We start from the raw sequence: 13,599 nt of genomic DNA on the forward strand, positions 1-13,599 counted from the left end.
CGGCCGCGATCAGCCGGCCCAGCAGGGCGGCGTCCGCGCTCTGGGCCGGCGCCAGGTCCAGCAGCCGATCCAGCTGGGCGGCGGCGGCCAGAACGGGCGACAGGCGGTCGGCGTGGGCGACCAGCAGGGCGCGCGCGGCCTCGCGCTCGGCCTCGGGCCAGCGGGCGATCTCGCCGCCATAGATCTCGGCCAGGTCCTCGAACCGTTCGAAAGACATCATGACCACGCCTCCTTCATCGCCCCGCTTCCGCCAGATCGGCCAGCGACGCCTTCAACGCCCGCCGACCGCGCGAGAGCAGGCTCTCCAGGGCCTCGACGCTGATCTCCATCAGCTCCGCGGCCTCGATATTGCCCAAACCCTGGTGATGGCAAAGCACGATCGCCTCGCGCTGGCGAGGCGGAAGCGCCGCCAGGGCCGTCTCCACCCGTCGCGAGAGGTCGGCGCTCAAAAGCCCGGCGTCCGGCGCCGGGCCCGCGTCCACCTGCTCGGGCGGCGAGTCCGTCGCGATCTCGCGCCGACGCCGCAACCGGTCGTAGCACAGGTTCAAGGCCACGCGATGCAGCCAGGTGTCGAACCGCGCCCCGCCCGGTTTCCAGGCCTTGGCCTGTTTCCAGGCCCGCAGGAAGGTCTCCTGGGCGACGTCCTCGGCCTCGACGGCGTCGTTCAGCATCCGCCTCGCCAGGGCGAGGATGCGCGGCAGGCGCCGGTCCAAAAGCTGACGGACGGCGGCCGGGTCGCCCCGTCCCACCCCCGCCAGCAAGGCCTCGTCGGGATCGTTCCCGTCGGACGCCAACCTTCAACCCGCCACGCACGTCGCCATCAGACCCCGACCTTGGCCTTGCCGCCCTTGGCCTGCAACTCCTCGACGGTCAGCACGCCGTCATTATTGGCGTCCAGGCGCTTGAAGCGCTGGGCCACGATCGCGTTGGCCTCGGCCTTGGAGATGAAGCCGTCGTTGTCGGTGTCGAACCGCGCGAACAGCCGCTGGTCGCGCTTGGCGCCCTTGGTCGGCTTGGCGTCGGCGGTCGCCGCGGCGCCCGGAGCGGTCGCGCTCGCGGCCGGCGCGTCGGCCTTCGGCTTGCGGTAGGCGGCGAACTCCTCGGGCGAGATCTTGCCGTCCTTGTTGGTGTCGAGACGGGCGAACAGCTTGTCGCCGTTCTTGGTCTGGAACTGCTCCAGGGTCATGCCCTGGGGCGCGGCGGCCTTGTCGGGCGCCTTCTGGGCCAGGGCGGGACTGGCGAGCGCCAGCACGGCGCCGGCGGCGATCACGGTGCGTAGGATCATCGTTTCTGGGTCTCCAACGGGCGTCCCCTGGGTGACAAACGCCCGGCGGCCGGGAATCCGTCGGCCGCTCCGAAATAATCCGATCTAGCCTCGCGCCTTGACGATCGCCTCATAGGCCGCCCGCGCCTCGGCCTTGGCCTTGGCCAGCTTGGGTTTCAGCGACTTGAACTGGGCCACGTGGCCGGCCTTGGCCAGCAGCGCCTTGAAAGCCTTGGGCTCGCCCTCGACGTCGGCGCCGTCCTCCAGCGCCACCTTGATCAGCTGCGAAAGGTCCTGCTCCAGCCGCCAGGCCGCCTCCAGCCGCGACAGCGCGCCCTCGTCGGCCAGACCCGCTTCGCGCAGGGCCGCCAGGGCCTCGCCGGTGTTCTGGCGCAGCGGGCCGTCGTCGGCCGCGTGCGCCAGTTGCAGGAACTGGGCGGCGAACTCGATGTCGACCAGGCCGCCGGGATCGAGCTTCAGGTCCCAGTCGCCCTTGCCCGGCCGCTCGCGCTCCATCAGCTGACGCATGTCCACGACGTCGGCGGCGGTCCTCTTCCAGTCGCGCGGCCGCCGCAGCGCCGCGGCGATCGCCCCCTCGGCCCGCGCCCGGAACGCGGCCGAACTGGCCCAGACGACCCGCGCCCGCGTCAGGGCCAGCAGCTCCCAGGTCTCGGCCTCGCGGGCGTAATAGTCCTCGAAGGCCGCGAAGCTGACCGCCACCGGCCCCTTGGTCCCGGACGGCCGCAGCTTCAGATCGACCTCGTACAGCGTCCCCTCCCCCGTCGGCGCCGATAGGGCCGAGGTCAGGCGCTGGGTGAAGCGGGCGTAGAAGGTCTCCGCGCCCCAGGCCTTGATCCCGGACATGCCGCGCGGATCGTCGGCGGCGTAGAGGGTCATCAGATCAAGGTCCGACTTGGCGGTCATCTCGCGCGAGCCGGCCTTGCCCAGGGCGACCACCGCCACCTGGCCGGGGAAGGCCCCGCCCAGCCTCTCCGTCTCGGCCAGGGCGGCGGGCGCGAGGCCGCCGATGATCAGGTCGGCCAGGTCGGCGAAGGCCCGGCCGATGTCGCGGGCGTCGGCGGTTCCGCTCATCACCCGCACGCCGATCCGGAAGCTCTGATCGCGGAACAGCCGCCGCGCGGCGTTCATCGCCCCCTCGAAGTCCTCGGGGTCCCAGGGCGCGACGCTCGGCGTCTCGATCGGGCCGAAGAAGGCCGGGTCCAGCAGCGCGTCCAGGGCCGTCGGCCGCCGCGCCAGGGTCGAGGCCAGCCGGGGGGCGAAGGCCATCACCTCGACGATCAGCTCGAACAGGCGCGGCTGGGCCAGGAACAGCGACTGGATCTGCACGCCCGAGCTCAGCGACGCGAAGAAGTCGGCGAAGCGGTTGAAGGCCTGGTCGGGACTGCCCGTGGCGTTGGCGGCGTCCAGCAGGCGGGGGGCCAGACGCGTGAACAGCTCCCGTCCCCGCTCGGTGCGGGTGGCGGCGATATGGCCGTGGTGCCACCCCCGGATCGTGGCGGCCACCCGCTCGGGCGCGGAGAAGCCCATGCGCTTCAACGTCGCCAGGGTCTCCGGATCGTCCTCGACGCCGGTGAAGACGAGGCTCCCGAACTTGGACGACAGCGGCTCCTCGCCCGCGAACAGCCGGCCATAGCGCAGATTGACGCCCTTGAGGATCTTGCCGACCGCCGCGTCGAAGCTGCGCAGATTGTCCTGCCCCCACAGGGCGGCGACCTTCTTCCGCTCGCTGTCCGACTCCGGCAGCTTGTGGGTCTGGTCGTCGGCGATCATCTGGGCGCGGTGCTCCAGCGCCCGCAGGTCCTGGTAGGCCGTCGTCAGCCAGGCCGCGTCCTCGGCCGTCACGTGGCCCGCCGCCGCCAGGGCCTTCAGGGCGTCCAGGGTGCGGGCCGCGCGCAGGTCGGGCTGCCGGCCGCCCAGGATCAGCTGCTGGGTCTGGACGAAGAACTCGATCTCGCGGATGCCGCCCCGCCCCAGCTTCAGGTCCGCGCCCTTGGCGGTCAGGCGATCGTCGACCTTGTACGCATGGATCTGCCGCTTGATCGAATGGATGTCGGCGATGGCCGCGAAGTCGAGATTCCGCCGCCAGATGAACGGCTGCAGCGCCTTCAGGAACGCCTCGCCCTCGGCCAGGTCGCCGGCCGCGATCCGCGCCTTGATGTGGGCCGCCCGCTCCCAGTTCTGGCCGACGCTCTCATAGTAGTCCAAGGCCGCGTCGACCGGCATGGCGGGCGGGGTCGAGGATGGGTCGGGGCGCAGGCGCAGGTCGATGCGGAACACATAACCGTCGCCGGTGCGTTCCTGCAGGATCCGCCCCAGATGGTTGGCCAGACGCACGGCCACGCCCTGCGGCTCGTGCCCGTCGGCGACGGGCAGCTTCTCGGGCGCGTAGAAGATCGAGAAATCGATGTCGCTGGAATAGTTCAGCTCGAACGCGCCGTGCTTGCCCATGGCCACGCAGAAGAGGCCCGGCGCGGGGCCCTCGGGGCCCTGGCCGACCTGGGTCAGGGCGCCGCGATCGACCTCCTGCCGCACGGCCTGGGCCAGGGCGGCCTTTAGCGCGGCGTCGGCGAAGCGGGTCAGGGCGCCGGTGACCTGATCGAGGTCCCAGACGCCGCCGAGGTCGCAAAGGGCGGTGAGAAGGTGCAGGTCGGCCTTCAACTCGCGCAAGGTCCAGCGCGCGGTCTCGAAGTCCGGTTCGACTTCGACCGCCTCGGCTAGATCCAGGATCTGATTGAGGCGAATCTCCGGGTCGACCGTCAGGATCGAGGGCAATCGCAGCCCATTCCGCCGCGCCAGACCGGCCAGATAGGGCGAAGCGGCGAACACCGGCGCGAGGGCGGGCCACGCCGCGTCGACCGCCACGATCCCCTCGCCGACCCGCTTGGCGATCGCTTCGTAAGCCCGCTCGGCGGCCTTGGCGTCGAGGATGTGGCCGCAGGGCGTCAGCTGATCGGTGAGGCGAGTCATTCCGGCACCGTGACCCGCGTCGCTCGGCCCCGCAAGACTCCGGCTTGACGCGCCAAATTACAGTTGTAACCATGCATGGAAGAAAACGGCAGGGACCGTTCGACCATGACCGAGCTCTTCGCCCTCGCCCTGATCCGGGCCCAGATCGCCGCCGCCGCGGCGGTGCTGCTGGTCGTCATGCTGCGCCCGTCGGCGCGCCAGCTGTTCGGTCCGCGCCGCGCCTATGGCCTGTGGCTGATCGTGCCGGCCGCCGCCGCCGCCGCCTTCTTTCCGAGCCTGGCCGAGACCATGGAGCTGGGCGCGCCATCGCGGCCGCTGGGCGTCTGGGCGGGCAAGCTGATCCTGCTGTGGCTGGCCGGCTGCGTCCTGGCCACCGCCGTGCTGATGGTCCGCGAGCACCTGTTCCGCCGCCGGGTCGAGCGCGGCCAGGCCGGACCGGCGGTGATGGGCGCCCTGTGGCCGCGCGTCGTGCTGCCGTCCGACTTCACCGCCCGCTTCGACGCCCGCGAGCGCGAGCTGATCACCCTGCACGAACGCACCCACATCCACCGCGGCGACCCGATCGCCAACCTGTTCATCGCCGGCGTCGGCGTGCTGGGCTGGTGCAATCCGATGATCGCTCTGGCCTCGCGTCTCGTCCGCGTCGACCAGGAGCTGGCCTGCGACGCCACGGTCGTGGCCCTGCGCTCGGACATCCGCGCCGACTACGCCAAGGCCCTGATGAAGGCGCAGATGGGCGGGGCGGTCTCACCGCTGGCCTGCGGCTGGGCCACCCATCCGCTGATCCTGCGGGTCTCGCTTTTGAATCGAGGCGAGCCGAGCTTGGCGCGCGACATCGCCGGCTTCCTGACCACGACCTTCCTGGCGGTGGCCGCCATGGCCCTGGTGTGGAGCATCGCCCCGCGTGGGCCGCGGCCGACCGACCTGGGCGCCCAGATGGCGGCCCAGCTGGATCCCTACAGCGGCGCGATCACCTGGGTGCGGGTCGAGCGGTAGTCGACCGCTGGCCATCCAGGCGATCGGATGAGCCTTCCCGTCAGCGTCAGCAAGGATGGTGAGGAGACATTTGCTCGTGATCCCCTCCCCCTTGATGGGGGAAGGGGGAATGTCCGCAACGGGTCGGCAGACATCGACCCCGGCGACCCTGCCGCCCCCTACTCCACCCTCGGCAGCACCAGCGCCACGCGCAGGCCGGGGCCCATGCCGTTGTATTCCCCCGGCCCCTCGGAGAGCTCCAGTCGGCCCCCGTGCGAGGCGGCCACGGCCTGGACCAGCGACAGGCCCAGGCCCGCGCCGGGCTCGCTGCGGCTGTTCTCCAGGCGCACGAAGCGCTGGACCACCCGCGCGCGGTCGGCCTCGGGCACGCCGGGGCCGGTGTCGGTGACCGAGAACTCCAGTTCCCCCGACGAGGTGCGCCGGGCGCGCAGCATGATCGCCCCGCCCTCGGGCGTATATTTGATGGCGTTGTCGAGGATGTTGGCCAGGGCCTGGGCCAGGAACTCGCGATTGCCCTTGATGCTGAGGGCCGGCACGATCTCGGCCTTGAAGTCCAGGCCCTTATCCTCGCACGACAGCTCGTAGAGCTCGGCCATGTCGGCGGCCAGTTCCGAGGCGTCGAAGGTCTTCTGGTCCGGGGCCGAGCCGGCCGCCTGCAGTCGGGCGATGGCCAGCACGGCGTTGAAGGTCTTCAGCACCCCGTCGGCGTCGGCCAGGGCGGTTTCGAGCGCCGCCAGCGGATCGCCCTTGCCGTTCTCGGCGTCGATCAGCGCCACCTCCATCCGGGCCCGCAGACGGGTCAGCGGCGAGCGGAGGTCGTGGGCGATGGCGTCGCCGGCGTGGCGCAAGCCGCCCATCAGGCGCTCGATCCGGTCGAGCATGTCGTTCAGGCCCTCGGCCAGCTCGTCATATTCGTCGCGGGCGCCGCGGATCCTGGCCCGCGCGTGCAGGTCGCCGGCCCGCACGGCGTTGACCAGGTCGACCAGCCCCTGCATCGAGCGGCTGACATTGCGGCTGATCAGCACCCCGCCCGCCAGGCCCAGCAGGATGACGAGCGCCCCCGCGCCCCACAGCGCCCGGACGATCTTGCGGACATAGGCTTCGGAGGCGTCGACATCGGCCCCGACGAACAGGATCTCGCCGTGCTCCAGCCGCTGCTGCACCCCGCGCGCGGCGGCCTTGACCTCGGCCCCGTCGAGGTCGGTTTCGGTGACCTTGAAGCTGGCCCACTGGGGGCCGTCGCCGGTGAAGTTGGCGACCGGCGACTCCTCGATCGAGCCGGAGATCCGCTTGCCGGTCTTGTCGGCCAGATAATAGAGGAACGGCCGCTCGCCGGTGGCCCGCTCGACGATGGTCTGGTTCAGCGCGTCGACCCCGCCCTGGCGATAGGCCGCCTCGAGGCTCTCGAACTCGCGGCTGATCTCGGCCTGGGCGCGCCGGTTCACCTCGCCGGCCGTCGCCACGTAGATGTAGCCGAGGAACGCGCTCGCGGCGGCCGCGAACAGGGCCAGGAACAGCAGGGTCAGCCGGAACGGCGTGGTGCGGAAAAGGCGCGGCAGACGCATGGGCGGTTCCGACGATCAGGCCGTTCCCAAAATCCTATGGATCCAGCCGGTAGCCGGCGCCGCGTACGGTCTGCAGCATGGCGCGATCGAAGCCCTTGTCGATCTTGCTGCGCAGTCGCGAGATGTGCACGTCGATGACGTTGGTCTGCGGGTCGAAGTGGTACTCCCAGACCTTTTCCAGCAGCATGGTGCGGGTCACCGACTGGCCGGCGTGGCGCATCATGAATTCCAGCAGCTGGAATTCGCGCGGCTGCAGGTCGATCTCCTTGCCCTGACGATGAACCGTGCGGTTGATCAGGTTCATCTCAAGCTCGCCGACCTTCAGCGTGGTGGCGACGGCGCCGGTCTCGCGGCGGCGCGACAGGGCCTCGACCCGGGCCATCAGCTCGGGGAAGGCGTAGGGCTTGACCAGATAGTCGTCGGCCCCGGCGCGCAGGCCCGTGACCCGGTCGTTGATCTCGCCCAGGGCCGACAGGAAAAGCACCGGCGTCTGGTCGCCCTCGCGTCGCAGGGTCTCGACCACGGTGACGCCGTCCATCTTCGGCATCATGCGGTCGACGATCAGCACGTCGAAGCCGCCCTTCTGGGCCTCGCCGAGACCGGCCTCGCCGTCGGGCGCGTGGGCGACGTCATAGCCGGCCTCGCGCAGGCCGTGGGCCATGGCGCCGGCGGCTTCCAGGTCGTCCTCGATGATCAGAATACGCATCGCATAGCCCCTCCTGCGCGGGACGGAATCTCGGAAGGTCCGACGTTCCTCCGATTCCGCGCCTCGCGCGATAGTCGTCTGGGTTGATAGCGTTTTCGAGGATCGGCGTAACTTAAACCTTGGTCAGGAACGAAAAAGCCCCGCTCCGGCGGACCGGAGCGGGGCTCTGACGTTTCACGAACCGATCGCGCCTAAAGCGTGATAGCCGAAATCGGGCCTGTTTCGAATGAGTCCGTTCGAAACAGACAGGCTCTACGGCGCGATCTTCAGCGGCACGAAGACCGGACGGTTCTGCCGGACGATCTTGGCCAGGACGTTGGAGCGTCCCGCCTTCTTGGCGGCGGCGACGGCGGCGTTGACGTCCGCCGGGCTGGCGACGGCCGCGCCGTTGATGTTGGCCAGCACGTCGCCCTTGGCCAGGCCCTTCTCGCCCGCGTCGCTGTCGCCCTTCACGCCGGTGATCAGCAGGCCCTTGATCTCGCTGTCGATCTTGTAGGTCTGGCGCGAGGCCGGATCGATGGGCGACAGGGTCAGGCCCAGGGCCTCGACGCGTTGGGTGGCCGGCTTGTCCGGCGTCGGCGCGCCGCCGCCGTTCTGATCCTGATCGTCGTCGTTCAGCGCCAGCGACCGTTCCGAGGGCCGGGTGCCCGAGACCACGGTCACCGTGCGCGGCTTGCCGTCGCGGATCACCGACATCTTGATCGGCTCGCCCGGACGCGCCTTGGCGACTTCGCGGGTCAGTTCGGACTTGTTGGCGATCAGCGTGCCGTTGACGCCGGTCAGGATGTCGTCGGGCAGCAGCCCGGCCTTGGCGGCGGGGCCGCCCGGCACCACGGTCGAGACGATCGCGCCCTTCACGTCCTTCAGGCCCAGGGCCTCGGCCGACTCGGCGCTGAAGTCCTGGATCTCCACGCCGATATAGCCGCGCACGACCTTGCCGCCGGCGATCAGCTGCTTGGCGGTGGCCTCGGCGATGTCGGCGGGGATGGCGAAGCCGATGCCGACCGAGCCGCCCGTCGGCGAGTAAATGGCGCTGTTGACGCCGATCACCCGGCCATAGATGTCGAAGCTGGGACCGCCCGAATTGCCGCGATTGATCGGCGCGTCGATCTGGATGTAGTTGACGAACTGCGAGGTCGGATCCTGCAGGTCGCGGTTATAGGCCGAGATGATGCCGGCCGTGGCGGTGCCCCCCAGGCCGAACGGGTTGCCGATGGTGATCACCCAGTCGCCGACCCGCGGCTTGGCCTGGTTCTCGAAGTTCACATACGGGAAGTCGGCGTTCTTGGCCTTGGGATCGGCGACCTTGATCACCGCCAGGTCCGTGCCCTCGTCGCGGCCGACCAGGGTGGCCTTGAACTCGCGGCCATCCTTCATCACCACCTGGATGTCGTCGGCGTCGGCGACCACGTGGTTGTTGGTGACGATGTAGCCGTCGGCCGAGATGAAGAAGCCCGAACCGGCCGACTGCTGCTTCGGCGTGGCCGGCGTGTCGCCGTCATCGCCGCCGTCCTTCTGGCCGGGCTTGCCCTTCTGGCCGCGCGGAACGATGTCGAAGCCTTCCAGGCCCGGAATGCGCAGGCCCTGGGGGCTGGCCTTCGAGGTCACGTTGATCTGCACGACCGCCGGCGAGACCTTCTCGAAGATGTCGGCGAACGACATCGGCGCGCCGGGCGGCGGCGCGAAGGCCGGCGCGCCCGACATCGAGGCGCGGACCGTCTGGGCCTCGGCGGCGTCCGCCCCGCCCATCCGCATGCCCACGCCGGCCAAAGCCGCGCAAGCCACGCCCGCGCCGGCCACGGCGCCCACAATGAAACCCGACTTCCTAGCGGTCATTCGTCTTTCCTCATCCGCGCGGCGGCGCGGTCCCTTTCCTCGCCCGCGCGCCCGGCGCGCGGTCCCAGTTCCTTGAGAACCTAGTCCCGGTCGTAAAAGGTGCAATGGTTCTCGAACTATCTTTCCGTCATTGCCGAGGCGCTTCTTGCGGCCCCTTTTCGGCCCAATCGTGTCAATCGCCTTCCAGCAGGCGCTTCACCCGCGCCTCTTCCTCTTGCGAAAGCTCGGTCTCGGACGTCGCGCGACGCCGCAGCAGCCCGATCATCAGCCCCCCGCCGACCAGCAGCACGCCCAGCGGCGTCAGCCAAAGGGCGGCGTTGCCGGCCGAAAAGCGCGGCTTCAGCAGCACGAACTCGCCGTAGCGCGCCACCAGGAAGGCCCGGATCTCGGCGTCGCTGCGCCCCGCCTTGACCTGCTCGCGGACGATACGCCGCAGGTCCGAGGCCAGTTGCGCCTCGGAGTCGTCGATCGACTCGTTCTGGCAGACCAGGCAGCGCACTTCCTTGAACAAGGTCCGCGCCCTGGCCTCCTGCCCTGGATCGGGCAGCCGCTCGCTCGGATCCGAGGCGCCGGCCGTCAGGGTCAGGGCGGCCAGGGCGATGAGTGACGACCTCAAGATGCTCCCCCGCTGGGGGAGCTGTCGCGAAGCGACTGAGGGGGCCATCTCGGCAACCGCCGCGCTGCCCCCTCCGGCCCGCTGGGCCACCTCCCCCTGAGGGGGAGGAGCAGTACAGAGTCTCACGACACGGCCTCCCGCGTCCGCCGGCCGACGCCCAGGCGCACCCGGCGGTCCGACAGCGACACCACGCCGCCGATCGCCATGATCAGCGGCCCCAGGAAGATCAGCCGCACCCACGGATTGACATAGGCCCGCACCAGCCAGGCCGGCTTGCCGCCCTGGCCCGCCCGGCGCTCGCCCAGCACGATGTAGATATCGTCGAGCCCGCGCGGACAGATCGCCACCTCCGAGGTGGTTTGAGATCCGGTCGGATAGAAGCGGCGCTCCGGAGCGGCCCGGCAGATCTCGCGACCCGCCTTGTCGACGACGGTGACGACGCCGCGCTCGGCCAGATAGTTGGGGCCCTCGACCGTGCCGACATCGGTCAGGGTCAGGACATAGGCGCCCAGCGGCTGGCTTCCGTTCAGGCTGAGCGCCTGGGCGGCCTCGACCTTCCAGGCGGTCTCGAACGAGGCGCCCAGCACGAAGATCCCCAGGCCCGCGTGGGCCAGGGTCGTGCCCCAGGCGCCGCGCGGCAGGCCCCGGGCGCGACGGACGCTTTCGGCGGCGGGGGCGCGGAGCAGCTTCAGCCGATCGGCCATCTCGATCAGCGCGCCGCCGACCAGCCAGAAGCCGACGACGAGGCCGCCGCTGGCCAGGGCCTTGCGCGGCTGGACGACGCCGTAGGCCACCAGACCCAGCGCGGCGGCGGCGGCCAGGGCGATCCACAGCTTGCGGGCCACGCCCTTGGCGTCGCCGCGCTTCCAGGCCAGCAGCGGCCCGGCCGGCAGGATCGCGAAGGCCAGCACCATCAGCGGCGTGAAGGTCAGGTTGAAGAACGGCGCGCCCACCGACACGGCCTCGCCGTCCATGGCCTCGCGGATCAGCGGATAGAGCGTGCCCAGGAGCACCACCGCCGTCGCCGTCGACAGCAGGATGTTGTTCAGCACGATGGCGCTCTCGCGGCTGATCGGGCGGAACTGGCCGCCGGGGTTCAGGCTGCCCGCGCGCAGGCCGAACAGCAGGAAGCCCGCGCCCGCCGCGATCCCCATCATGATCAGCAGCAGCACGCCGCGCGTCGGGTCGACGGCGAAGGCGTGGACGCTGGTCAGGACGCCCGAACGCACCAGGAAGGCGCCCAGCATCGAGAAGGTGAAGGCCGCCAGGGCCAGGAACGCGGTCCAGCCGGGCAAGGCGCCGCGCTTTTCGGTGACGATGGCCGAGTGCAGCAGGGCCGCCCCGATCAGCCACGGCATGAAGCTGGCGTTCTCGACCGGGTCCCAGAACCACCAGCCGCCCCAGCCCAGCTCGTAATAGGCCCAGAAGGCGCCCAGCGTGATGCCGATGGTCAGCAGGCTCCAGGCGGCCAAGGTCCAGGGCCGCACCCAGCGGGCCCAGGCCGCGTCGATGCGGCCCTCGATCAGCGCCGCCAACGACAGCGAATAGACCACCGAGAACCCGACATAGCCGCTGTAGAGGAACGGCGGATGGGCCGCGAGGGCCGGGTCCTGCAGCAGCGGATTGAGCGAGCGCCCCTCGACCGGCGCCTCGGCCAGCCGCGCCAGCGGGTTCGAGGCGAAGACCGTATAGGCCAGGAAGAGCACGCCCAGCGCGCCCTGCACGGCGATGGCGTAGGCGCGCAGGCGCGGCGGCAGGCTGTCGCCGAAGATCGCCATGGCCGCGCCGTAGCCGGTCAGGACCAGGCACCACAGCAGCATCGAGCCCTCGTGGCTGCCCCAGGCGCCGGCCACCTTGTAGAGCATCGGCTTGGCCGTGTGCGAATTGGCCGCGACATTGGCGACCGAGAAGTCCGAGACCACGAAGGCGTGGATCAGGGCCGCGAAGGCGACCAGCACCGCGACGAACGCCGCCAGCGCCGCGCCCTGTCCCGCCCCGGCCAGCACCGGCGAGCGCCGCGCGCCGCCCACGGCCGAGAGGCCGGTCTGGGCGACGGAGAGCATGAGCGAAAGGATGAGGGCAAAGGCGCCCAGTTCGGTGATCATCAGCGATCCTCCCCCCGCGGGGGAGGCGACCGAAGGTCGGAGGGGGGGGTGGCCGGCGCCGCGGAACTTCCCCCGCCGTCGGCTGCGCCGACACCTCCCCCTTGGGGGGAGGATCTTTCATAAGCCGGCGTCCCCGCCCCCTGCCCGCGCCACTCGCCCTGCTTCTTCAGGGCCTTGGCGACGTCGCGCGGCATGTAGCGCTCGTCATGCTTGGCCAGCACCTGCTTGGCGACGAAGACGCCATTGGGGTCGAAGGTCCCCTCGGCCACGATCCCCTGGCCCTCGCGGAACAGGTCGGGCAGGTCGCCGTGATAGGTCACCTTGGCCGAGGCCTTGTGGTCGGCGACCACGAACTCGACGTCGCCGCCGGGGTGCTTGACCACGCTGCCGGCCTTGACGAGGCCGCCCAGCTGCACCTTGCGGCCCGGCTTGACGTGGGCCTCCTGGGCCTGGGCCGGCGTGTAGAACAGCGAGATGCTGTCGCGCAGGCCATAAAGGGCCAGGCCGACCGCCAGGGCCAGCACCGGCGCGATGGCCAGCAGGATCGTCAGGCGCCGGCGGGCCTTGCGGGATTTGGGCCAGAAACTCATGGCGTGGCGATCTTCTGAGCGGGCGTGTCGGCGGCCTGGCGCAGGGCCGACAGCACCTTGGGCTGGTCCTTGAAGCGGGCGGTGGCGCTGGCCAGGGCGGCGTCGCGCTTGGCCGTCTCGCCCAGCACCGCATAGGCGCGGACCAGGCGCACCCAGCCGTCGGGGTCGTCGGGCGCCTTGGCCAGGCGCGCGGCCAGGCCCTCGACCATGCCGGCGATCATCCCCTGGACCTGGGGATTGCGGTCGGCGGCGGGCTGGTCGGCGGGCAGACGGCCGGCGCTCTCGACCCGCGCGATCTCCTGACCGATCGCGACCCAGGGGCCGCTGTCGGGCGGCAGATTGGCCCTGAGCGCGCGCCAGTCGGCGAGGCCGCCGGCCACGTCCCCGTCGGCGATCTTGCCCCGGCCGAGATAATAGCGCGCCCGCAAGTCGTTCGGATCGATCTTCAGCGCCTCGCCGAAAGCCAGCTTGGCGTCCGCGCCCACCTGGGGACCGGCGCCGCCCTGGGCGCTCTCCATCACGAAGGTCTCGCCCAGCAGGCTCCAGAGATCGGCCCGCTTGGGGGCCAGCCGCACGGCCTTGCGCAGCGCCGCCTCGGCGCCGGACAGATCGCCGGCCGCGGCGCGCGCCTTGGCCAGGAACATCAGCGGCTCGGCGGCCTTGGGCCGCGCGGCGGCGACGGTCTCCAGCACGGCGGCGATCTTGGCGGGCTCCAGAGTCGCCGGATCGGCGGCCTTCCATTCGGCGACACGGGTCTTGTAGGGCTGGTCGGCCATCTCCGGGCGGCCGAGGAACACGTAGAGGCCGACGGCCGCCACGCAAGCCGCGCCGAGCGCCGCCACCACGGCCTTGCGCGGTCCGGTTCCGTCCCGGCCCCAGCTTTCGGCCTGGTCGGCGGCGGCCAGCAGGCCCCGGCCCGCCTCGGCGCGGGCG

Annotated in this window: 10 protein-coding genes and 2 pseudogenes; 1 reads left to right on the forward strand and 11 read right to left on the reverse strand. The window is 71.0% G+C overall.

What is annotated here, in order from left to right:
• From Q0V34_RS19525 to Q0V34_RS19540, 4 genes and pseudogenes are all read right to left on the reverse strand, one after another.
• Positions 1-220, reverse strand: a pseudogene (locus tag Q0V34_RS19525) (hypothetical protein); the annotation flags it as partial.
• A 13-nt stretch (positions 221-233) separates the two neighbouring features.
• On the reverse strand, positions 234-794 hold the full coding sequence (locus Q0V34_RS19530) for an RNA polymerase sigma factor (RefSeq protein WP_297515653.1): 561 nt from the start codon (positions 792-794) through the stop codon (positions 234-236).
• Between the two features lie 26 nt (positions 795-820).
• On the reverse strand, positions 821-1,285 hold the full coding sequence (locus Q0V34_RS19535; RefSeq protein ID WP_297515656.1) for an EF-hand domain-containing protein: 465 nt from the start codon (positions 1,283-1,285) through the stop codon (positions 821-823).
• 84 nt (positions 1,286-1,369) lie between these two features.
• Positions 1,370-4,252 carry a bifunctional [glutamine synthetase] adenylyltransferase/[glutamine synthetase]-adenylyl-L-tyrosine phosphorylase gene (locus Q0V34_RS19540; protein ID WP_297515659.1) on the reverse strand — a complete coding sequence of 961 codons (2,883 nt, stop codon included), beginning with the start codon at positions 4,250-4,252 and terminating at the stop codon, positions 1,370-1,372.
• A gap of 105 nt (positions 4,253-4,357) precedes the next feature.
• Between Q0V34_RS19540 and Q0V34_RS19545 the strand changes: the two genes are divergently transcribed.
• Positions 4,358-5,248, forward strand: coding sequence for a M56 family metallopeptidase (locus Q0V34_RS19545; protein WP_297515662.1), 891 nt, complete (start codon positions 4,358-4,360; stop codon positions 5,246-5,248).
• 158 nt (positions 5,249-5,406) lie between these two features.
• Here the strand turns inward: Q0V34_RS19545 and uczS are convergent, their stop codons facing one another.
• The 7 genes and pseudogenes from uczS to Q0V34_RS19580 form a co-directional block, all read right to left on the reverse strand.
• Positions 5,407-6,813: a two-component system sensor histidine kinase UczS gene (uczS, locus tag Q0V34_RS19550; RefSeq protein ID WP_297515666.1), complete on the reverse strand. Its 1,407-nt coding sequence runs from the start codon at positions 6,811-6,813 to the stop codon at positions 5,407-5,409.
• Positions 6,814-6,847: 34 nt separating this feature from the next.
• Positions 6,848-7,519: a two-component system response regulator UczR gene (gene uczR / locus Q0V34_RS19555; protein ID WP_297515669.1), complete on the reverse strand. Its 672-nt coding sequence runs from the start codon at positions 7,517-7,519 to the stop codon at positions 6,848-6,850.
• A 252-nt stretch (positions 7,520-7,771) separates the two neighbouring features.
• On the reverse strand, positions 7,772-9,355 hold the full coding sequence (locus Q0V34_RS19560) for a Do family serine endopeptidase (RefSeq protein WP_297515672.1): 1,584 nt from the start codon (positions 9,353-9,355) through the stop codon (positions 7,772-7,774).
• A gap of 172 nt (positions 9,356-9,527) precedes the next feature.
• On the reverse strand, positions 9,528-9,971 hold the full coding sequence (locus Q0V34_RS19565) for a cytochrome c-type biogenesis protein (protein ID WP_297515675.1): 444 nt from the start codon (positions 9,969-9,971) through the stop codon (positions 9,528-9,530).
• A gap of 122 nt (positions 9,972-10,093) precedes the next feature.
• The gene (locus tag Q0V34_RS19570; protein ID WP_297515678.1) at positions 10,094-12,076 is read right to left on the reverse strand and encodes a heme lyase CcmF/NrfE family subunit; all 1,983 of its coding nucleotides are present in this window, start codon (positions 12,074-12,076) and stop codon (positions 10,094-10,096) included.
• Between the two features lie 119 nt (positions 12,077-12,195).
• Positions 12,196-12,666 (reverse strand): annotated as a pseudogene (gene ccmE / locus Q0V34_RS19575) (cytochrome c maturation protein CcmE); the annotation flags it as partial.
• The coding region (locus Q0V34_RS19580; protein ID WP_297515683.1) for a c-type cytochrome biogenesis protein CcmI at positions 12,663-13,599 on the reverse strand (937 nt) is incomplete at its 5' end. The gene Q0V34_RS19580 and the pseudogene ccmE, both read right to left, overlap by 4 nt.

The organism is uncultured Caulobacter sp., assembly GCF_947036865.1.
Lineage (GTDB): Bacteria > Pseudomonadota > Alphaproteobacteria > Caulobacterales > Caulobacteraceae > Caulobacter.

Bases quoted from the DNA above. Each gene is read 5' to 3' on its own strand.
- uczS (WP_297515666.1), bottom strand. From the start codon at position 6,813: ATGCGTCTGCCGCGCCTTTTCCGCACCACGCCGTTCCGGCTGACCCTG.
- Q0V34_RS19535 (WP_297515656.1), bottom strand. From the start codon at position 1,285: ATGATCCTACGCACCGTGATCGCCGCCGGCGCCGTGCTGGCGCTCGCC.
- Q0V34_RS19545 (WP_297515662.1), top strand. From the start codon at position 4,358: ATGACCGAGCTCTTCGCCCTCGCCCTGATCCGGGCCCAGATCGCCGCC.
- Q0V34_RS19570 (WP_297515678.1), bottom strand. From the start codon at position 12,076: ATGATCACCGAACTGGGCGCCTTTGCCCTCATCCTTTCGCTCATGCTC.
- uczR (WP_297515669.1), bottom strand. From the start codon at position 7,519: ATGCGTATTCTGATCATCGAGGACGACCTGGAAGCCGCCGGCGCCATG.
- Q0V34_RS19540 (WP_297515659.1), bottom strand. From the start codon at position 4,252: ATGACTCGCCTCACCGATCAGCTGACGCCCTGCGGCCACATCCTCGAC.
- Q0V34_RS19560 (WP_297515672.1), bottom strand. From the start codon at position 9,355: ATGACCGCTAGGAAGTCGGGTTTCATTGTGGGCGCCGTGGCCGGCGCG.